This is a genomic window from Ciceribacter lividus (genome assembly GCF_003337715.1).
Taxonomy (GTDB): Bacteria; Pseudomonadota; Alphaproteobacteria; order Rhizobiales; family Rhizobiaceae; genus Allorhizobium; species Allorhizobium lividum.
Genome location: NZ_QPIX01000001.1, coordinates 1 through 20,123, shown reverse-complemented (window position 1 = coordinate 20,123; position 20,123 = coordinate 1). Strand labels below are relative to the sequence as shown.

19 protein-coding genes and 1 tRNA gene are annotated in these 20,123 nt (G+C 65.1%); 10 read left to right on the top strand and 10 right to left on the bottom strand.

All coding sequences use genetic code 11. The features are described from left to right. Window positions 1–24: 24 nt before the first annotated feature. The 4 genes from DFR48_RS00095 to rpoH all read left to right on the top strand — a co-directional run bounded on the left by DFR48_RS00095 (window position 25) and on the right by rpoH (window position 2,633). Window positions 25–864 carry a helix-turn-helix transcriptional regulator gene (locus tag DFR48_RS00095; protein ID WP_114361149.1) on the top strand — a complete coding sequence of 280 codons (840 nt, stop codon included), beginning with the start codon at window positions 25–27 and terminating at the stop codon, window positions 862–864. 111 nt (window positions 865–975) lie between these two features. Further along, on the top strand, window positions 976–1,143 hold the full coding sequence (locus DFR48_RS21845; RefSeq protein WP_170141757.1) for a hypothetical protein: 168 nt from the start codon (window positions 976–978) through the stop codon (window positions 1,141–1,143). Between the two features lie 69 nt (window positions 1,144–1,212). Next, window positions 1,213–1,542: a DUF1127 domain-containing protein gene (locus DFR48_RS00090; RefSeq protein ID WP_114361148.1), complete on the top strand. Its 330-nt coding sequence runs from the start codon at window positions 1,213–1,215 to the stop codon at window positions 1,540–1,542. Window positions 1,543–1,730: 188 nt separating this feature from the next. Beyond that, the gene (gene rpoH / locus DFR48_RS00085) at window positions 1,731–2,633 is read left to right on the top strand and encodes an RNA polymerase sigma factor RpoH (protein ID WP_114361147.1); all 903 of its coding nucleotides are present in this window, start codon (window positions 1,731–1,733) and stop codon (window positions 2,631–2,633) included. Window positions 2,634–2,777: 144 nt separating this feature from the next. On the opposite strand, the gene DFR48_RS00080 is transcribed toward rpoH, so the two are convergent. Next, a complete protein-coding gene (locus DFR48_RS00080) occupies window positions 2,778–5,102 on the bottom strand; it encodes a hypothetical protein (RefSeq protein ID WP_114361146.1) in 2,325 nt (774 codons plus the stop codon). 60 nt (window positions 5,103–5,162) lie between these two features. After that, on the bottom strand, window positions 5,163–6,461 hold the full coding sequence (locus DFR48_RS00075) for an adenylosuccinate synthase (protein ID WP_114361145.1): 1,299 nt from the start codon (window positions 6,459–6,461) through the stop codon (window positions 5,163–5,165). A gap of 197 nt (window positions 6,462–6,658) precedes the next feature. Between DFR48_RS00075 and DFR48_RS00070 the strand changes: the two genes are divergently transcribed. Further along, window positions 6,659–7,552, top strand: coding sequence for a DMT family transporter (locus DFR48_RS00070; protein WP_114361780.1), 894 nt, complete (start codon window positions 6,659–6,661; stop codon window positions 7,550–7,552). A gap of 146 nt (window positions 7,553–7,698) precedes the next feature. Here the strand turns inward: DFR48_RS00070 and DFR48_RS00065 are convergent, their stop codons facing one another. Together DFR48_RS00065 and ung are read right to left on the bottom strand one after the other, a co-directional pair. Continuing rightward, window positions 7,699–9,126, bottom strand: a complete 1,428-nt coding sequence (locus DFR48_RS00065) for an aldehyde dehydrogenase family protein (protein ID WP_114361144.1) — start codon at window positions 9,124–9,126, stop codon at window positions 7,699–7,701. A 90-nt stretch (window positions 9,127–9,216) separates the two neighbouring features. Then, entirely contained in the window at window positions 9,217–9,921 is a 705-nt protein-coding gene (gene ung, locus DFR48_RS00060) for a uracil-DNA glycosylase (protein WP_114361143.1), read from the bottom strand. 104 nt (window positions 9,922–10,025) lie between these two features. Here ung and DFR48_RS00055 point away from each other — a divergent pair, with 104 nt between their 5' ends. From DFR48_RS00055 to DFR48_RS00045, 3 genes are all read left to right on the top strand, one after another. Further along, window positions 10,026–10,382 carry a hypothetical protein gene (locus DFR48_RS00055; protein WP_114361142.1) on the top strand — a complete coding sequence of 119 codons (357 nt, stop codon included), beginning with the start codon at window positions 10,026–10,028 and terminating at the stop codon, window positions 10,380–10,382. Continuing rightward, the gene (locus DFR48_RS00050; protein WP_114361141.1) at window positions 10,379–10,984 is read left to right on the top strand and encodes a DedA family protein; all 606 of its coding nucleotides are present in this window, start codon (window positions 10,379–10,381) and stop codon (window positions 10,982–10,984) included. The genes DFR48_RS00055 and DFR48_RS00050 overlap by 4 nt, the downstream gene beginning before the upstream one ends. A 134-nt stretch (window positions 10,985–11,118) precedes the next feature. Then, the gene (locus tag DFR48_RS00045) at window positions 11,119–12,309 is read left to right on the top strand and encodes a ceramide glucosyltransferase (protein WP_114361140.1); all 1,191 of its coding nucleotides are present in this window, start codon (window positions 11,119–11,121) and stop codon (window positions 12,307–12,309) included. Between the two features lie 50 nt (window positions 12,310–12,359). Here the strand turns inward: DFR48_RS00045 and DFR48_RS00040 are convergent, their stop codons facing one another. The 4 genes from DFR48_RS00040 to dgcA all read right to left on the bottom strand — a co-directional run bounded on the left by DFR48_RS00040 (window position 12,360) and on the right by dgcA (window position 15,854). Then, window positions 12,360–12,755 (bottom strand): VOC family protein, encoded by a 396-nt coding sequence (locus DFR48_RS00040; RefSeq protein ID WP_114361139.1) that lies wholly within the window; start codon window positions 12,753–12,755, stop codon window positions 12,360–12,362. A gap of 67 nt (window positions 12,756–12,822) precedes the next feature. Then, window positions 12,823–13,347, bottom strand: a complete 525-nt coding sequence (hpaR, locus tag DFR48_RS00035) for a homoprotocatechuate degradation operon regulator HpaR (protein ID WP_114361138.1) — start codon at window positions 13,345–13,347, stop codon at window positions 12,823–12,825. Window positions 13,348–13,413: 66 nt separating this feature from the next. Further along, window positions 13,414–14,820, bottom strand: a complete 1,407-nt coding sequence (locus DFR48_RS00030) for a pyridoxal phosphate-dependent decarboxylase family protein (RefSeq protein ID WP_114361137.1) — start codon at window positions 14,818–14,820, stop codon at window positions 13,414–13,416. Between the two features lie 44 nt (window positions 14,821–14,864). Beyond that, window positions 14,865–15,854, bottom strand: coding sequence for an N-acetyl-D-Glu racemase DgcA (gene dgcA / locus DFR48_RS00025; RefSeq protein ID WP_114361136.1), 990 nt, complete (start codon window positions 15,852–15,854; stop codon window positions 14,865–14,867). Between the two features lie 204 nt (window positions 15,855–16,058). Between dgcA and mnmA the strand changes: the two genes are divergently transcribed. Both mnmA and DFR48_RS00015 read left to right on the top strand, forming a co-directional pair. Next, window positions 16,059–17,255, top strand: coding sequence for a tRNA 2-thiouridine(34) synthase MnmA (mnmA, locus tag DFR48_RS00020; protein ID WP_114361779.1), 1,197 nt, complete (start codon window positions 16,059–16,061; stop codon window positions 17,253–17,255). Window positions 17,256–17,429: 174 nt separating this feature from the next. Beyond that, a tRNA-Met gene (locus tag DFR48_RS00015) sits at window positions 17,430–17,506 on the top strand. Here DFR48_RS00015 and DFR48_RS00010 read toward each other — a convergent pair. Then, window positions 17,463–19,082: a recombinase family protein gene (locus tag DFR48_RS00010; RefSeq protein WP_114361778.1), complete on the bottom strand. Its 1,620-nt coding sequence runs from the start codon at window positions 19,080–19,082 to the stop codon at window positions 17,463–17,465. The genes DFR48_RS00015 and DFR48_RS00010 overlap by 44 nt on opposite strands. Before the next feature lie 152 nt (window positions 19,083–19,234). After that, window positions 19,235–19,555 (bottom strand): hypothetical protein, encoded by a 321-nt coding sequence (locus tag DFR48_RS00005; RefSeq protein ID WP_114361135.1) that lies wholly within the window; start codon window positions 19,553–19,555, stop codon window positions 19,235–19,237. Between the last annotated feature and the right edge of the window lie 568 nt (window positions 19,556–20,123).

Genomic DNA, 20,123 nt, shown 5'->3' with positions numbered 1-20,123 from the left:
GATTCCTGAACTGGAGAACCGGCCATGGCCTTCGTGGTAAACCTGCTGCTCGAGACGGATAGCGTCGCCGTTCGCGACGTGATCTGCGACGGCGCATGTCGCGAGATGGGTGAAGAAGAACGAGCGTCGCAGACCTGTCTCGTCTTTCCCTACCGGGGTGTATTCGTTCGGCGCATCGGGGACGAGGATGTCGTCGCCGAGCCGAACCAGGTGCTCCTCTTCAACCGCGACGAGGCCTATCGGGTCAGCCATCCTGTGGCCGGCGGCGATGCCTGCCTGAGCGTGGCGATGCCGGAAGCCCTGCTCGCCGAACTCGTTCCCGACACCCACTGCACGAAGGTGCCGGCCTTCGCCTTTGACAGGCAGAAGCTGCAGATCGACGCGCGCGCCCAAGCCCTCGTCGCCCTGCTGCGCCACGGCCTCGCCACCCGCGCCGCCGAGATGCTGGAGGGCGAGACGCTGGCGCTCACGCTCGTGCGCCGCGCCGTCGGGCGGCGCAGCGTAGGTGTCTCGTCGTCGAGCTACTCGTCGAGTTACGGCCGCAGGAAGCTCGCGGACCGGGCGAAGCTCGTGCTCTCCTCGGACCTCGCCCGCCGCTGGACGCTCGGCGAGATCGCCGCGGAAACGGGCGTCTCCCCCGTCTACCTCACCCAGGTGTTCCAGCAGGTCGAGGGCGTGCCGCTCTATCGCTATCAGTTGCGCCTCCGGCTCGCCAAGGCGCTCGACCTTCTGGGGGACTACGACGACCTGACGGCGCTCGGCCTCGAACTCGGCTTTTCCAGCCACAGCCACTTCAGCGCGGCCTTCCGCCAGGCTTATGGCCGCACCCCGGCGGAGTTCCAGCGGTTCGTCGGCCTGCGCTGAACCATCGCGACATTCGGAGCGGAGGCAAATCGCTAAAGAATCTGACAGCGGCGGACCGGCGAAAGAGGCATTTTGAGACCGTGGACAACAGCCGATGCAAAGGAGCGGATGATGAAGAACGACACATGTGCTGCCTGTGACTGCAAGCTCGACGATGGCCGTATTGCCGTGCGGATCGGCGGCAAGACCGTGGAGGTCTGCTGCCAGGAATGTGCGGACGCCCTGCGGGAAGCCTATCAGGCGATCGGCCGCCAGCCTGCGGCACACATGCAGAACTGAGGCAAACCGAACGACCACTGCTTGACGGCCGGCTCTGACGAGCCGGCCTTTTCTGACAGGAGAACAGTGATGGACAATTTTGATCCGGGGCGGACACGCCCGCGGCAGGATGTGCTCGCCCTTTTACCGCCCGGGCGTGACGCCTCGACCGACACGGCGACCGACGGCACGGCAGCGGAATGTCCGCTGGACGGTTCCGCGCGAGCAGGATCGTGGCTCGCCGGCGTGGTGGCCTTCTTTCTGCGGATGCGGAAGAAGCAACGCACCAGGAGGGCACTTTACGGCCTTTCCGACCAGACGCTGAAGGACATCGGCGTATCGCGCGGCCAGATCGACGGCGATTTCGACCGCTATCGCAGGAGCCGGTCTTACGGGCTGGAACGCCTCACGCGCTTGTGACCCGCGGACCGGTCGAGGTTACCGAATTGTAATGATATAACGCAGTAACGATAGCTTGAATCACTGTTTTGCCGTACTTATCTGGGATATGGCTTGGATGGGCTTCGTCCAGAAGCCATGCCGGCGGTTTGCCTATGGGCTGGGGTTACTCAAGGGGACCGTCGCGACACAAGAAAAGGGGGTGCTTGATGGCCCGCAATACTTTGCCTACCATCGCCGCCGGCGAGGCCGGCCTGAGCCGGTATCTCGACGAAATCCGTAAATTTCCGATGCTTGAGCCGCAGGAAGAGTACATGCTGGCCAAGCGTTATGCCGAGCATGGCGACCGTGATGCGGCCCACAAGCTCGTGACGAGCCACCTGCGTCTCGTCGCCAAGATCGCCATGGGCTATCGCGGCTACGGCCTGCCGATCGGCGAAGTCGTCTCCGAGGGCAATGTCGGCCTGATGCAGGCGGTCAAGAAGTTCGATCCGGAGCGCGGCTTCCGCCTGGCGACCTACGCCATGTGGTGGATCAAGGCCGCGATACAGGAATACATCCTGCGCTCGTGGTCGCTGGTGAAGATGGGCACGACCGCCAACCAGAAGCGGCTGTTCTTCAACCTTCGCCGCCTCAAGGGCAAGATCCAGGCGATCGAGGAAGGCGACCTGAAACCCGAGCAGGTGACGGAGATCGCCACCAAGCTGAACGTCTCCGAGGACGAGGTCATCTCGATGAACCGCCGCCTCTCCGGTGACGCGTCGCTGAACGCCCCGATCCGTGCCGCCGAGGGCGAATCCGGCCAGTGGCAGGATTGGCTGGTCGACGAGCACGACAGCCAGGAAGATGTGCTCATCGAACAGGACGAGCTCGAAACGCGCCGGCGCATGCTGGCCCGCGCCATGAGCGTCCTCAACGACCGCGAACGGCGAATCTTCGAGGCCCGCCGTCTGGCGGAAGATCCGGTGACGCTGGAAGACCTGTCGGCGGAGTTCGACATCAGCCGCGAGCGCGTCCGCCAGATCGAGGTCCGGGCCTTCGAGAAGGTCCAGGAAGCCGTCCAGAAGGAGGCGCTCGAGCGCGCCTCCGCTCTCCGCGTGGTCGAAGCCTGATCCTCGGAATTTCCGGAGCGTGGCCGCAATCTGAGCCCTGACGGGCGGGCGGCGTGACAGTCATCTTCGCGGCGGCGTGGTCGCCTCTCCGCCTTTTACGATACTGGGTTTCGGGCTATCGCCCGAAACCCTTTTTCTTTGTCGTCAGCCGCCGCCGTTGCCGTTGTCGAGCGCGGCCCACTGCTTCATGACCTCGTCGAAGACCGCCACGCCGGCCGTGCCCTTGTCGAGGGTCAGCAGCGCCCGGCGACCGTTGCGATAGGTGACCGGGATATCGATCCAGTTGCGGGTGCGCAGCAGGTCGAGGTTACGGGCGACCACGTCCTGGAAGTCGTTGAGCGCGATCAGGTAGCTGTCGTCCGTGATCTTCGCCGAAACGGCCACCAGCGGATCGCCGCGGTCCTGTTCCGTCCGCTTCATCGCGATGCGCTGGACATTGTCGATCGCTCCGCCTTCGAAATCCGCCGGCACCGAGAACACCACCTCGATCAGGTGGCTCGCGGGCAGCGAATTGTCGGCGTTCCGCCTGATGGTGATCAGCGCCGACAGGCCGCGATCAGGTATCGAGAGCTTGCCCTGGATCGCCGGATTGGGACGCCCGTTCTCGCTCGTGTCGTTGAGCGCCGTCCACTCGACGGCGCCGGTGATCGCCGTCGGCGAGGTCTGGCCGAGCTTTTCCTCGTAGAGGAAGGCCTTCTCGCCTGCGATCGGCTTGCTCATGTCGACCGGCGGCGTCGTGGTCGCGCCCGGCGAGGTTCCTCCGGCCGTCGCCCCCGCCTCGCCGTCCGGCTGCGTGCCGGCGACGTTCTGTTCGGAGACCGAGCGCCCTTCGCCGCCGGTGTTTGCGCCGGCAGTACCGGCGCCTTCATCGACTTCCGTCCCGTCCGCCGTCAGGCGCTGGGTGAACTTCTGCCCTGTCACGGCGCCCTCTTCCGGAGGCGTCGGCGCCTTGGCATCGGGAGCCTTGGTCTCTGCACCTGCCTCGGGCTTTGTGTCCGTGGCGGGCGGCGTTCCGTTCGCAGCGTTTTCGGCGGGCGGCGTCGTCGGCTCCGTGCCGTCGCCGGCAACCATCGCCGTCAGCGAATTGACGGTGTCACTGACGAAGGTGCTCACCGCGTCGCGGTTCGCCCAGAGTTCGTAGCCGCCGCCGGCAAGCGCCGCCACGACGAGCACGCCGACCGCGATCGGGGCATAGTTGCGCCGCTTGGTCTGTTCGATACGGTACGGCTTGCCTGCGGTCTTCGCCGCCGGAGGAACCGTCCCGGCCGCCTTCGACGCGGTTTCGGACGCCGTCTGGTCGGCCTTCCGGCCTTCGCCGGCCTCGACCGCCGCGCCCGCCGCCGGTGTCGCGACCGCCGCGTACCAGTCGGCAAAATCGTCGAAGTTCTGCGCCTCGCCGCCCTTGCTTCCGTCGACGCCGGCCGGCGGCTGATAGGCCGTGGTGTCCCAGTCGAGCAGATCGATGTCGTGCGACGGCGCCTTGCCGGCAGGCGCTTCCGCCGCCGGCGGCTCCACCGGTTCAGGCTGCTCGGCGGCCGGCCAGGACCCGACGGTCACCTCGGGCATGGCCGAAGCCGGCATTGCAGCAGCAGCCGTTTCCGGCGCTTCGTATTCGTGCGGCTTTTCTTCCTCGCGCGCGGTTTCCGCCCAGTCACCGTAAGTGCGGTCGTATTCCGGAATGCTCTCCGACCAGACGGCCGGCGCGACGGCCGGCGGCTCTTCGGCTACCGGTTCCTCGACCTCGGGCTCCGCGGTCGTGACGGGATGCCGGCTTTCCAGCTCGGCAGGGACGGCCGGCTCAGACACGGGTTCCGCCGGCGTCTCCTCGCCTGCATGCAGCCACGGCTCGCCATGATCCGCTTCCTCCGCCGCAGGCTCGGCGGCGGCGTGTTCGCCTTCCGCGCCCCAGGCGACATGCTCCGGCTCAGCTTCCTCGTAGTGATAGGCGGGCTCAGCGGGCTCCTCGGCCGGATGCTCTACCTCTTCCTCCCGCGCAGCCTCGACCGGATATACCGGATAGCTCGGCGCGACAGGTTCTTCGTAGGCTTCTTCCTCTGCCTGCTCCTCTACCGGTTCCTCATGGACCGCGTAGACATCATGGACCTCTTCGGTGGCAGGCTCCTGATAGGCCTCCGGCTCCTCTTCAGGCTCCGGCTCCGGCTCCGGTTCGGGTTCAGGCTCCGGTTCCGCATGGGCGGCAACCGGGGCGATCCCCAGCTCCTCCTCCAGCAAGGCGGCTTCCGGTTCTTCCGGCAAAGCTTCGATATGCTCGGCTTCGACTTCCTGGATGGCGGCTTCCAGCTTGTCCATCTGGCGGCGCAGCATCTCTTCCGGCGGACGCGGCGACATGTTCTCCAGCTGCCGCGCCACCGCGCTCCGGGCCTTTTCATAGACCTTCGCACGCATCTCCGGTGTGTTGTTCGACAGGCCGTCGACGGCACGCCGGATAACCGAAATGAAATCAGCCATGGGCACTTTCTCTTGGGCGCCGGCCCGGGCCGGCGGACAATTCGTTAAAGAATTCCGACATTAATCCTCAAACGGGTCGGTCACAAGTATGGTATCGTCACGTTCAGGACTGGTCGAAAGCAGCGCCACCGGCGCGCCGATCAGCTCTTCGACCTGGCGCACATATTTGATCGCCTGCGCCGGCAGGTCGGCCCACCGGCGCGCGCCGACGGTCGAATCCTTCCAGCCTTCGAGCGTGATGTAGACGGGCTCGACACGGGCCTGGTCGCCCTGGCTTGCCGGCAGATGGTCGATTTCCTTGCCGTCGAGCGTGTAGCCGACGCAGATCTTGATCTCGTCGAGACCGTCGAGAACATCGAGCTTCGTCAAGGCGATGCCGGAGATGCCGTTGGTGGCGACCGACTGGCGCACGAGGGCTGCATCGAACCAGCCGCAACGGCGCTTGCGGCCCGTGACGGTGCCGAATTCATGGCCCTTTTCGCCAAGGAACTGGCCAATCTCGTCGTGAAGTTCGGTCGGGAACGGTCCCTCGCCGACACGCGTCGTGTAGGCTTTGGTGATGCCGAGAATATAGCCGAGCGCGCCCGGCCCCATGCCCGAGCCTGCGGCCGCCTGGCCGGCGACGGTGTTGGAGGAGGTCACGAAGGGATAGGTGCCGTGGTCGATGTCGAGCAGCGACCCTTGCGCGCCTTCGAAGAGGATGCGCGAACCCTTGCGGCGTTCCTTGTCGAGGTAGCTCCAGACAGTATCCATGAAAGGCAGGATGCGGTCGGCCACATCCGTTAGTTCCTTCATGATCGTCTCGTGGCTGATTTCCGGAACGCCGAAACCGCGACGCAACGCGTTGTGGTGAGTGAGGATGCGGTCGACCTTGCCCGACAACGCTTCGGTGTTCGCGAGATCCATGACGCGGATCGCACGACGACCGACCTTGTCTTCATAGGCCGGGCCGATGCCACGGCGGGTGGTGCCGATCTTGGTGCCGGAGTTGGAGGCCGCATCTTCGCGCATGCCGTCGAGCTCCCGGTGCAGCGAGAGAATCAGCGTCGCGTTGTCGGCGATCTTCAGGTTCTCCGGCGTGACCTTGACGCCCTGCGCCTCCAGCCTGCCGATTTCGGCGATGAGCGCATGCGGGTCGACGACGACGCCGTTGCCGATGACGGCCATCTTGCCGGGCCGGACGACGCCGGAGGGCAGAAGCGAAAGCTTGTAGCTGACGCCATCGATCACCAGCGTATGGCCGGCATTGTGTCCGCCCTGGTAACGCACCACGACATCGGCGCGCTCGGAGAGCCAGTCGACAATCTTGCCCTTGCCCTCGTCACCCCATTGCGACCCGACCACCACGACGTTCGTCATCTCAAAATCCTGCCTATCTGCGCTGGCTGCGCCCTATCCAAACCCGCGCATCTATACTGTGTTGCTTTTTTAAAATCGACCTGTTTGTGAAAGGCGATTTGGCTTTTTGCGTGACAATGCCCGTTGGCTCGCCTATCCCGAGGGCCAAATCGATGCACAGCACCACCCATTCCCGTCCCAATCCGAAGGTAAGCCGCTTGCCTTTTCGATCCTATATTCTGCTCACCGTCTGCACACTTTTCTGGGGCGGCAACACCATCGTCGGCAAGCTCGCGATCGGCCACATAAGCCCGATGGCGCTCAATCTTTCCCGCTGGGCGATCGCCGCCATCCTGATCTCGGCGATCTCCGTGCCGCAGCTCAGGACCGACTGGCCGGTGCTCCGGCGCAACTGGCTGCTCCTCCTCGCCTACGGCGCCATCGGCTATACCGCGTTCAACGGCTTCCTCTACACCGCCCTGCAATATACGAGCGCGGTCAACGGCGCGATCGAGCAGGGCGGCATCCCTGTTCTGATCTTCGTGCTGAACTTCGCCTTCTTTCGCATACCGGTCTCCTTCGTCCAGATCGTCGGCTTCCTCATCAGCTTCATCGGCGTCGCGCTGACGGCCGGACACGGTGATCTTGCGGCTCTTCTCGCGCTGACCCTCAACTACGGCGACGCCCTGCTGCTGCTGGCGGTGGTCGCCTATGCGATCTACACGGTCGGCCTGCGGTGGAAGCCGCCCGTACACTGGAAGAGCATGATGGCGGGCGCCGCCCTCGGCGCGACCCTGACCGCCTTGCCTCTCGTCTTATGGGAAGCGTCGTCCGGAAACCTGGTCGTGCCCGACCTCACCGGCTGGGCGCTGATCGCCTATGCGGCGCTCTTTCCGTCCCTCATCTCGCAGATCTTCTATATCAAGGGCGTCGAGGGCATCGGCGCCAACCGTGCCGGGCTCTTCATCAACCTCGTACCGGTTTTCGGCACCCTGCTCTCCGTCACCCTCATCTCCGAGCCGGTACAGCTCTTCCACGTCATCGCCCTCGTCCTCGTGCTCGGCGGGATCGCGATTGCCGAGTGGGGCAAGCCGGCGACGGCAGGCAAGTAAAGATCAGGAAACGAGGGATGCAGCGGTTGCGGCCTTGGCCGGTGCCGGCTGCTGATCGACATCGGTGACGACGGAGCGCCGGCCGTCCCGACGAGCGCCGGAAGCCGCCGAAACGGCAAAAGGACGGCAATCTCTGGAAGGGGCGCCTATTCCCCGTAGCCGATGACCGCCTTGACCTCGAGGAAGTCGTGAAGGCCCCATTCGCCGTATTCGCGGCCGTTGCCCGACTGCTTGTAGCCGCCGAACGGCGCGTAAGGGTCCCACGCCGGATAGTTGATGTGGACGCAACCGGCTCTCAGCCGCGCGGCCACCTTGCGGGCGTGGCCGATATCCCCCGACTGGACATAGGCGGCGAGCCCGTAGACGGTGTCGTTGGCGATCGCGATCGCCTCTTCCTCGTCCCTGTAGGGCAGGATCGACAGGACCGGCCCGAAGACTTCTTCCCGCGCGATGGTCATGTCGTTGGTGACGTTGCCGAACACCGTCGGGCGCACATAGTAGCCGCGGTTGAGGTTCTCCGGCCGCCCCGGCCCGCCCGCGACGAGTGTCGCCCCCTCGCGAATGCCCGCTTCGATCAGCTGCTGGATCTTGTCGAACTGCATGCCACTGACCACCGGACCGAGCCGGGTGTCGGGCGAGCGAGGGTCGCCGACGACGAAGGTACCCGCCGCCGTCTTGGCGATCGCCAGAGCCTCGTCATGCCGTTCGGCCGGCACCAGCATGCGGGTCGGCGCATTGCAGGACTGACCGGAATTGCCGAAGCAGCCGGCGACGCCCTTGCTCACTGCAATCTCCAGATCGGCATCCGGCAGGATGATGTTGGCGGACTTTCCGCCGAGTTCCTGCGCCACCCGCTTCACCGTGTCAGCCGCAGCCTTGGCGACGGCGACGCCGGCGCGGGTCGATCCGGTGAAGGAAACCATGTCGACATCCGGGTGGCTCGCCATCGGCTGGCCAACGTCCGGACCGGTTCCGTGCACGAGATTGAAGACGCCCTTCGGCGTGCCCGCAGCCTCCATGATTTCGGCGAAAATGACGCCGGTGATCGGCGCGATCTCGGACGGCTTCAGCACCATGGTGCAGCCGGCGGCGATCGCCGGCGCCACCTTGCAGGCGATCTGGTTGAGCGGCCAGTTCCACGGCGTGATGAGGGCACAGACACCGACCGGCTCGCGCACGATCATCGTCGTGCCGCGCTTCTCGCTGAAGGCGAAGGTCTTCAGCGCCTCGATCGTCGTTTCGAGATGTGCCGAACCGGAGGTCGCCTGCGAATCGCGGGCGAAGGGAAGCGGCGCGCCCATCTCCCGGCTGGCCGCCTCGGCGATGTCGTCGATGCGCTCGTTGTAGGCGGCGAGGATACGCTCGAGAAGCGCCAGCCGCTCCTCCCGCGACGAGATCGAAAAGGCCGGGAACGCCGCCTTTGCCGCCGCTACCGCCCGGTCGACGTCGGCCGCCGATCCGATGGCAATCTGCGTGAACGCCTCTTCGGTCGAAGGATCGATGACGTCGAGCAGTGCCGGCCGGACAGGATCGACCCACTGGCCGTCAATGAAGAATTTCAGGCGATTGCTCATGTGTGGGCTCCCCGGACCTGGACAACAGGGCCGCACTATCCAACAGGCCGGCGGCAGCCGCAAGCGCCGCGGAGGACAACCGGCGGCAGTTTATTGCGCCAGCATGGGCTCGGTCGGAAGCTGCCAGTCGATCGGCTCCAGCCCGCGTGAACGCAGAAACTCGTTCGCTTTGGAGAAGTGCCGGCAGCCGAAGAAGCCGTTATGCGCCGAAAGCGGCGAGGGATGCGGCGCCCTCAGCACCAGATGGCGCTCCCGATCGACGAAGGCCGCCTTCTTCTGGGCATAGGAGCCCCAGAGCATGAAGACGACCGAGGAACATTCGTCGTTGACGGCGCGGATCACCGCGTCGGTGAAGCGTTCCCAGCCGCGACCCTGATGCGAGGCGGCGCGGGCCTCCTCGACGGTCAGAACGCTGTTCAAGAGCAGCACCCCCTGTTTCGCCCAGTTTTCGAGGAAGCCGTGGCGGACCGGGTGAATGCCGAGGTCGGTTTCCAGTTCCTTGTAGATGTTGACGAGCGACGGCGGCACACGCACGCCCGGCTGCACACTGAAGCAGAGCCCGTGCGCCTGGCCGGCGCCGTGATAGGGGTCTTGGCCGAGGATCACCACCCGAACCTTGCCGAGCGGCGTCAGGTCGAGCGCCCGGAAATACTCCGCGCCCTTCGGGAAGATGCGCTTGCCGTTCGCTCTTTCGGCAACCAGAAATTCCCGCAATTGCTGCATGTAAGGACTGGAAAACTCCGGCCCGAGGACCCGTTTCCAGCTCTCCTCCAGTCTGACCTCTGCTGCGCTCATTGTCGGCCATCGCCTTTTGCGGTTAACTCGCCCTTGAATGAAAGAGGACGACGGACCGAGTCAAGTGCGGCGATCCTCGCAGACGGGATGAGGCACGACCGGACATGAAGAGAGCGGCAATCCTCTGGCGCGAACACCGCTTGCTGCTTCTCGCCTTCCTCGCGACCTCGGCGCTTGCGCTTTTCTTTGCCGCACGCTTCGCCTTCTACGTCGTTTACTGGAACGCGCCGGAACACCGCAACCAGCCGATCGAGACCTGGATGACGATCGGCTATATCGCCCGCTCCTACGACTTGCCGCGCGAGGCACTGGCGGATGCGCTGGGGGTTGGGCCGCTCGGCACCGGCCGGCGCCCGACGGTGGAACAGCTCGCCCGCGACCGCGGCATGAGCCCGGAGGAATTCCGCGCCGAGATCGAGCGGGCGATCGCAAAGCTCCGGGAAGGCGGCCCCGTTCGATGAGCGACGCCATCCTCGCTCTCGTTCCGGTTTACGGGCTACCCCTGCTTGCGGCAGTGGCGGGCCTGAGCTGCCTCGGGCTACCGCTTCCCGCCTCTCTGGTGATGATGCTGATGGGCTCCTTTGCCGCCGCCGGCGATTTCGGTCTGGTCCCGGTCTTCGTAACCGCGTTTGCCGCGGCCGTCGGCGGCGACCAGATCGGCTACTTCGTCGGGCGCTTCGCAGGCCAGGCAGTCACCACCCGCATCGCGAGGAAGCCGGCCGGCAAGGCCGCACTCGACCGTGCAACGCAGGAGATCGCCCGCCATGCGACGATCGGCATCTTTCTCACCCGCTGGCTGTTCAGCCCGCTCGGCCCCTACATGAACCTGGTGACCGGAGCGACCGGCTTTTCCTGGGCGCACTTCACCGCCGCCGGCGTCGCCGGCGAGGCGGTGTGGGTCATCCTGCATGTCGGCCTCGGAATCCTCTTCAGCGACAATGTGCTCGCCATTGCCGAGATCGTCGGCGACGCGAGCGGCTTTCTCGCCGCCGGGATCGTGGCGCTTTTCCTCGGCTGGCGGCTCGTCACCGTCCTTGGTCGCGGCAAATCCGGCCGCACCTGACCGGCAGGCCTCTCAGGCACAAGACCCCGGCATTCGCGCCGGTCCCCATCTTTCGTCGCAGAACGGCAATTCCCTTTTGCAGAATTGTCATGAGGCGATAGTATCAGGCAGCGGATGGTACAAGGATCGTGACCATGTTGATCATGACGTTCTGCGCGACTGCCCTGCTTATCCACCTCGTCAGCCTCGGCTGGATCTACCGCCGGAAGACAAGAACAAGACCGAAGGCCCACCCGGCGCAGACCGCCCGGCCCGCCGTCAGCATCCTGCGGCCCTTCTGCGGCATCGAGAACAATCTCGAAGCGACGCTGCGCTCGACCTTTCTTCTCGACTGGCCGGTCTACGAAGTCGTCTTCTGCGTCGAAGATGCCGATGATCCGGCCGTTCCGCTGGTCCGGCGGCTTATGGCGGAACACCCGGACGTTCCCTCGACACTTCTCGTCGGCAACGGCCAGGTCAGCATCAATCCGAAGCTCAACAACCTCGTCAAGGGTTGGGACGCCGCGCGCTACCCGTGGATCGTGATCGCCGACAGCAACGTGCTTGCGCCTGAGGACTATCTCTCGCAGCTCTTCGCCCGCTGGGAGCCCGACACCGGTATGGTGTGCTCGCCGCCGGCCGGCACGGAACCCGTCGGTTTCGCAGCCGAAATCGAGGCCGCCTGGCTCGACAGCTTCCAGGCGCGCTGGCAGATGCTCGCCGACGAAATCGGTCTCGGCTTCGCCCAGGGCAAGACCATGCTCTTCCATCGTGGCCTGATCGACCGCGCCGGCGGATTTGCCCGTCTCGCCGACGAGGTCGCCGAGGACGCAGCCTCCACCAAGATCGTGCGCGAGGCCGGGCTTTCGGTCCGCCTCGTCGACATTCCCTTCCCGCAGCCGCTCGGACGCCGCACATGGCAGGGCATCTGGCGGCGGCAGCTCCGCTGGGCGCGTCTGCGACGGGTGTCGTTCCCGCTGTTTTTCGTGCCGGAAATCCTGGTCGGCGGCGCCTTTCCGCTCGCCGCCGCGATTGCCGGCAGCATGGCCGGCCTCGGGTCGCCCGCGGCCGTGCTCGCTTATGCCGCCGTCTGGTACGGTTGCGAGCTTCTCGTCATCCGCGCCTTCGGCTGGCCGCTCGGCCGCAACACGCCGCTCGCGCTCGTGCTGCGTGACCTCGCGCTGCCGGTTCTCTGGGTCTCCGCATGGTTCGGCAATGGTTTCGTCTGGCGCGGCCATGCGATGGCCGTGCAGCACCACCTGTCTCCACGCAACGCCTACCGCCTGCGCCATGCGATCGACCGGACCAAGGCCAAGGCGCGTGCTCTGAGATCGGCCTGGCACTGAGGGCAGGAACCGAAGCCGCGACGCATCGCCCCGGCGCCGGTCCCCGCATCTTACTTGAAGCGCCCGTGACGCTGCAGGACCTCGACCTTGTAGCCGTCCGGATCGGTCACGAAGAAGAACCGGGCGAAGAGCGCGCCGTCGCGGTTGAACTCGACGACTTTGCCGGGGTTCAGCCCGAGACCGGTGAAGCGCGCGTGTTCTGCGCCGAGATCGTCGACCGACACGGCGAGATGACCGTAACCATCCCCGAGGGCGTAGCCCTCCTCGCGCCCCTTGTTGACGGTCAGTTCGAGCTCGAATTCGCTCTCCGGATTGCTGAGATAGACGAGCGTGAAGCTGTCGAAGTCGAGCCGTTCGGCGACTTCGAGCCCGAACGCCTTGCGGTAGAATTCCGTTGCCCGCGCCTCGTCGAGCACGCGGATCATCGAGTGTATCACCTTTGCCAAGATCAACTCCTGTGTGGCTGAGAACTGTTGTGCGGGCACCCGTGGGGCTGGAGCGGACGGCGCCCGCTCACATCTCGCCTTTCTCGTCGGGAATCCGGCGATCTTCAAGACCGTTCACGACGACCTCGAGTTCCTCGAGAAGCCTTTGCAGCTCGCGCATCCGCTCGGAGCCGAAGGCATGCGTGATCTCGGCATAGATCTCTTCGGATTGCGGTGAGACCTTTTCGATGAGTGCCAGACCCGTCTTGCTGATGACGATCCGGGAGCGCCGGAGATCGTTCTCGTCCTGACGACGTTCAATGAGTTGCCGCGCCTCCAGATCCTTCAGGATCCGCGACAGGCTCGGCCCGAGCAGGAACGTCGCCCGGGCGAGTTCCGTCACCTCGATGTCCGGCATCGTCACCAGCGCGCGAAGGATGCGCCACTGCTGCTCGGTAATGTCGTGCATGCGGAGCGAATTGCGGAAGTGCCGCATCATCGCTTCCCGCGCGCGAAGCAGCAACATCGGCAGCGAACGGGAGAAATGCCGCAGGCGGACGCGCTGCTGCCCGCCATCCTTCGCCCTGTCCCGCGCAACCGTTTCGTCCGCCATTCTCTTACCGCCCCGGAACCTTTCGAACCCACCGCGCCGCGCCCCGCAATCGTGCGCGGCAGCACATCATTTCAGACTGCGGGCAACCTCGGTGATCGTCGCGAACGCCACGTCCATGTCGTCGCGGGTCATGTCGAACTGTCCGGCCTGGAAGCGGATGGCGATCGCCCCTCCGACGCGCGTCTGCGTGAGATAGATGCGGCCGTCGTCGTTGATCGCCTGCACCAGCGCGAGATTGTGCCGGTCCGCATCCTTACCGCCCCTGTGGCGGAAGGAAAAGAGCGACAGCACCGGCTCCGTGACGATCTCGAAGTCCGGCTCGGCCGCGAGCCGGCCGGCGAGTTCGACCGACCACGCGACGTGGTTGCGGATCATCGTTCTCAGGCCTTCGAGGCCGTGGTGGCGCATGAGGAACCAGAGTTTCAGCGCCCGGAAGCGGCGCCCGAGCGGCACTGACCATTCCGAATAGTTGATGATGCCGTCATGGCCGTGCGTCTTCAGGTATTCCGGATGGATGGCGAGCGTGCGGACCTGCTCCTCGGGATATTTGAGGAACTGGACCGAGCAATCGAACTGGGCGCCGAGCCACTTATGCGGATTGAAGACGATGGAATCGGCCTCGCCGATCCCCTGCCACAGCGTGCGAAATTCCGGGCAGATCATCGCCGAGCCGGCCCAGGCCGCATCCACATGCAGGTAGAGGCCGTGCGCATGGGCGACCTCCGCCACCCGGTCGATCGGATCGCAGGCGCCGATCGAGGTGCCGCCGGTGCAGGCAACGACGCCCACGGGCAGAAGGCCGCTCGCGAGATCGGCGCGGATTGCCGCATCGAGCGCCTCCGGGTCCATGCCGTGAAGCGCCCCCTTGGTCGGGATGCGGACGAGATTGTCCGCGCCGATGCCGGAAATCCAAATTGCCCTGTCGACCGAGGTATGGACCTGCTCCGAGGCGTAGACGCGCACCGCCGGGTGCGCGGACAATCCCTCGCGATTGCCTGCCCATTTCAGCGCACGCTCGCGCATCACCAGGACAGCGGCAAGCGTGGCGGTCGAGGCGGAATCCTGAATGACGCCCGCAAAACCCGCCGGCAGGCCGAGCGCCTGGCGCAGCCAGTCGACCACCCGCGTCTCCATCTCGGTCGCCGCCGGCGAGGTCTGCCAGAGCATGCATTGCGCGGCGATCGCCGTCACCAGATAATCGGCAACGACGGAGGCCGGCGCCGCATTGGCCGGGAAATAGGCGAAAAAGCGCGGATGCTGCCAGTGCGTCAGCCCGTCCGGGACGATCCGCTCGAAATCAGCGAAGATCGCCTCCATCGGCTCGCCCGTCTCCGGCGCTGCTTCGGTGATCTGCCGGGCGATGTCGCCGGGCTTCGTTCTGGCGCGCACCGGCCGCTCGCGCAGGCTCTCGCGGTAGTCGACGCCCCAGTCCGCCACCCGCCGCGACCACATGCGGAATTCGTCGCTGTCCATGTTCCTGTCCTCGTTTCCTTGTCGTCGATGCCCGCACGCGCCCCTCAGCCCCAGAGCGCCGGATCTGGCGCCTGCATCAGCGAACCCTCGTAGCGGATCGGGTCGTCGCGGTCGGCGGCGAGCAGCAGCGGCCCGTCGAGATCGACGTAGGGCGCGCCCTGCGCCACGAGGAAGGCCGGCGCCATGGCGAGCGAGGTGCCGAGCATGCAGCCGACCATGATGTCGAACCCCTGCCGGATCGCCTCCTCCCGGAGCGCCAGCGCCTCGGTGAGGCCGCCGGTCTTGTCGAGCTTGATGTTCACCGCGTCGTACTTGCCAGCAAGATGCGAAAGCGAGGCCCGGTCGTGGCAGCTCTCGTCGGCGCAGACCGGCAACACCCGCTCGATCTCGGCAAGCGCATCGTCCTTTCCCGCGGCAAGCGGCTGTTCGACCAGCGCGACGCCGAGCCGGACAAGGGTCGGTGCGAGCCCGAGATACTGCTCGACCGTCCAGCCCTCGTTGGCGTCGACGATGATCTTCGACCGCGGCGCGCCCTGCCGCACCGCCTCGATGCGTTCCAGATCGCCCTCGCCCCCGAGCTTCACCTTGAGGAGTGGCCGGCCGGCATTGCGCGCGGCGGCTTCGGCCATCTTCTGCGGCGCGTCGAGCGAGAGCGTATAGGCGGTCACGACGGGCAGAGGTGCGGCAAGCCCGGCGCATTGCCAGACGGGCCGGCCCGCACGCTTGGCTTCCAGATCCCAGAAGGCGCAGTCGAGCCCGTTTCGTGCGGCCCCCGCCGGCAGGCGCGATTGCAGGGCGGAACGATCGAGCCCCCGGCGGAGGTCGGTCTCGAGCGAGCGGATCACTTCGATGACACCCTCCACCGTCTCGCCGTAGCGGGCATAGGGCACGCATTCGCCACGCCCGCGGAAGGTACCGTCGGAAAGCTCGACGGTGACGACACGGATCTCGGTGCGCGAGCCGCGCGAGATGGTGAAGGCGCCGGCGACGGGAAAACGCTCCTCCGTCACGGCGAGGGAAAGGGCCGGCTTCATCGCGTTGCATGTCTCCGAACAGCTGTCGCGGAAGGACCGCGAATCACCGCCCCCTTGCGTGCGGGGGCATTCCTTTCTATATCCCTGCGACGATCGGGTTAAGATCCCGGACTTGCCGAACGAGCGCGATTGCGCGCCCCGGCGGCGGGCGACAAAGGCCTGCCAGAGACACCCGTTACCGATTTCGAGACTGGCGGAACGCCCGTGAACACACTGGATTTTGACAAAAGGCCCGAAGATACGCGCGTCGTCGTCGCCATGTCGGGCGGAGTCGACAGCTCCGTCGTCGCCGGCATCCTGAAGCGCGAGGGCTACGACGTTCTCGGCATCACGCTGCAGCTCTACGACCACGGCGCCGCCGTCCACCGCGCCGGCTCGTGCTGCGCCGGACAGGACATCGACGACGCCCGCCGCGTCTGCGAGACGCTGGGCATTCCGCATTACGTGCTCGACTACGAACAGCGTTTCCGCGACACGGTGATCAACCCGTTCATGGAAAGCTACGTCGCCGGCGAGACGCCGATCCCCTGTGTGGCCTGCAACCAGACGGTCAAGTTCGCCGACCTGCTCGCGACCGCCAGGGAACTCGGCGCCGATGCACTGGCGACCGGCCATTACATCCGCTCGCGGGCGATGCCGCTGCCGAACGATCCCGGCCACCGGGCGCTCTTCCGTCCGGTCGACAGCGAACGCGACCAGAGCTACTTCCTGTTCGCGACGACGCAGGAGCAGATCGACTACCTGCGCTTTCCGCTCGGCGGCCTCTCCAAGGCAGAGACGCGCGCGCTCGCCGAGGAGATGGGGCTCGTCGTCGCCAAGAAGGCCGACAGCCAGGACATCTGCTTCGTGCCGCAGGGCAAGTACGCCGACATCATCACCAGGCTCAGGCCGGATTCGGCGCTCGGCGGCGACATCGTGCACATGGACGGCCGCGTGCTCGGCCATCACGAGGGCATCCTCCACTACACGATCGGACAGCGGAAGGGTCTGGGGGTCGCGACCGGCGAGCCGCTCTACGTCGTCTATCTCGACGCCCGCTCTCGGCGCGTGATCGTCGGTCCGAAGGAGGCGCTCGACACCCGCCGGGTGTATCTGCGCGACATCAACTGGCTCGGCGACCGGACGCTTCAGGAGGAGGCAGCCGACGGCTTCGCCTGCTTCGCCAAGGTCCGCTCGACCCGCCCGCCGACGCCGGCGGTGCTGCACGCCGACGACAGGGGTGTCTATGTCGACCTCGAAATCGGCGAGGCCGGCGTCGCCCCGGGACAGGCCTGCGTGCTCTATTCGGCCCCCGGCCCCGACGCCCGCGTCTACGGCGGCGGCTTCATCGAGCGCTCCGAACGTTCGGCTCCGGCCGAGGCCTCGCTGAAGGCGCTGCTTTCCAATCCGGTCGCCGCCTGAGGGGGTAAGGGTCGGGGAAAGCCGCACCGGATGGCCGAAAAAGGCCGCCGGTGGGCGAGATTGCAAAAGCGCTTCAAAAAGATGATCGGGCGCTTGACACCAACGGGAGCGGCACCTTATAAGCCGCTCATCCTGACGCCGGGGTGGTCGAAACGACCGCTTCACGGTGCCTGTGGCGGGGTAGCTCAGGTGGTTAGAGCAGCGGAATCATAATCCGCGTGTCGGGGGTTCAAGTCCCTCTCCCGCTACCATCACTACAGTGTTAAGCGCTACGTTTGACTTCTTCTTCGGAAGGTTCAGCAGGTCCGCTAACGCTCCCTTCACGAAAAGCTCGACCTGACCTCGTTCTTCGCACGGGTGAACCTCGATTGAGGTCACCAGGGAGCGGATTTCGCAAGCCATCTGCATCGAGTCGTTCGATTGCAGCCCGAGTTGCAGCTCCTCGATCTTGGTACGATAGGAGTCGATTGATGCGGGCCGAAGCTCGACTACCTTTGTCGACGCGCGCAGGAAGTCGAGACTGGCGACCAGCCGTGCCTTCTCCGCTTCCAGTTCGCGCAACTTTGCCTTCAGCGAGATCGTCGCTGCTCCGTCGGCGATAGCATCGACAATATTCCGGATCTGCTTGTCCAGCTTGGCGAGTTGCCTCTCGCCTTCGCGCAGCTCGCGATCAGCGCCGGCATTCAACCGCTTCTGCTCCGCCTGGTATTCGCTCAGGAACTCCGCGATCGCCTCCGGCGCCAGCAATCGGCGCTTTATCCCCCCGAGAACACGCTGCTCCAGGTCCGGCATGCGAATGGTGCGGTTGTTATCGCAGGTCCCTTTCTCGCGATGAGCTGCACAGGACAACCGATCCTGAAACTTGACGGTGTAAGCCGCTCCACAACATCCGCACCGGATCAGCCCGGAGAATATTCGTTTGGGGCGTCTGCGCTCATGGACGCGCGTTCCGCCATACGCCCTCTTCCGAAGCTGTACCGCGTCCCAGACATCGTCGGCGACGATACGCAAATGCGGCGCGTCGACGACCTGCCACTGATCTGGAGGATTGGGCCGCGAAATCCTCTTTCCGGTATCCGGATCCTTCATCATTTGAAGACGATTGAACACCAGCAATCCGACGTAGGCTTCGTTGTAGAGCATTCCACTGCGGCGCTTCAGATTTCCGTTGATGGTCGATGCGGCCCACTCGCCGCCGAAAGGCGACGGAATGCCGTCGCGGTTGAGGGCGGCAGCAATCGTGCGCCCGGAACGCCCCGACGCGAACTCACTAAATATCCGGCGCACCACCTCCGCCTGTTCGGGATCGATCTCGCGAAGCCCCCTGATCGGTTCGCCCCGCTCGTCGAATTTGCGCACCACACGGTAGCCGTATGACAAGCCACCGGCGGAAAAGCCTTTCGTCACGCGGCCGATCTGGCCACGGCGTATTTTTGCAGCCAGATCTCGGAGAAAGAGCGCGTTCATCGTGCCCTTCAGCCCGACATGCAGCTCATCGATTTGTCCCTCGCTCAACGTCACGATTGTCACACCGGCGAACCGCAGTCGTTTGAACAAGCCCGCTATGTCTTCCTGATCCCTGGACAGTCGGTCGAGCGCCTCCGCGACGACGACCTCGAACTGTCCCGATTGGGCATCCGCAAGAAGTTGCCTGACTCCCGGGCGGAGGAGCATGCTCGCCCCGGATATTGCGGCGTCTGAATATGTCTCTGCGAAGTCCCATCCTTCCCTCAGAACCCTCTCACGGCACAATCGCAATTGGTCCTCGATCGAGGCCTCCCTCTGGTTATCCGAGGAATAGCGGGCATAGAGGGCAGCACGAGTCATCGGCATGTCTCCTTTTCGATCGAAACGTTGACGCCGCCTTCCGCCGCTTCGGCGCCGCTCTGAATTCGTGTTTGTCTCGGAACACAACGCCCTTCCGGCGGAACCAGGCAAAGGCCTCAGTCGGTTCCGCCGCCTCAGGCGAACGGGCCGCCCTACCCTGTTCGCACCTGCGGCTCGGTGATCACCTCGACGACTGCCCGCAAGCGGATGAAGTCGCCGAGCTTGCCGTCAAGGTCGTTGAACAGCGAGACCAGTGCCTGCGGCGTCACGGGCACCGTCTCCATGCGGACGATCTTCATGTCCGGCAGCGGCTCATAGCGGCCATTCTCTGCGAGCAATTCCCTGCGAAAGGTGACGATATCCCGCCGCGCCCTGTCCTGCGTGTCATAGAAGCGGCGGCTGGTCCTCGTGAGGTCGTCGCCGTAGACATAGGTATAGAAACTGCAACTCGATGCCTGCTGTGTATCCGACATGACGGGTTCCCCTTGTTGCAATGGCGAGGGTCGCGGACGCAGATCGGATAAGGAAACGGGCTTGTCTGCCCTCGTGTCGTTCGATCGGCTTCCTGGGAGCATCCGCGGTTCGCCCCCGCGTCCATGCTCATTGACCCCTGGTGATCGGGGAGTTGGAAAACCGTGTACACACGATCCCCACGGCCTTTAGTTCGGGTGAACCTGTTGCATACGCCGCAGGCTCCCCGACCATAAAGATCAAGGAGAAGTGCCGTTGCAGGTCGACACTAATACCTGTGTACACGGGGTTTCCACGCCCCAAGGCAGCGCGTATCTGCCTCAAGCGGAATCCTAGTCGCAAACGGGACGACGGTGCAAGGCGTCTGCTGCGTGATCCGACAGTTTGGATCGCTCTCGCGTCAGTCATCGTCTACATTTGGATCACAGTTGTCGCTGACCGGAGCTCGGCGTTCATAATCATCGCGTGCCATTTGTGTCAATGCCGCGTGAATTTTCCCCAGAAGTGCCGCAGTAAAATTCCCCAGTTATGCCGACGTCGACGACATGGCGAATTGAGGATTTTTCGGCG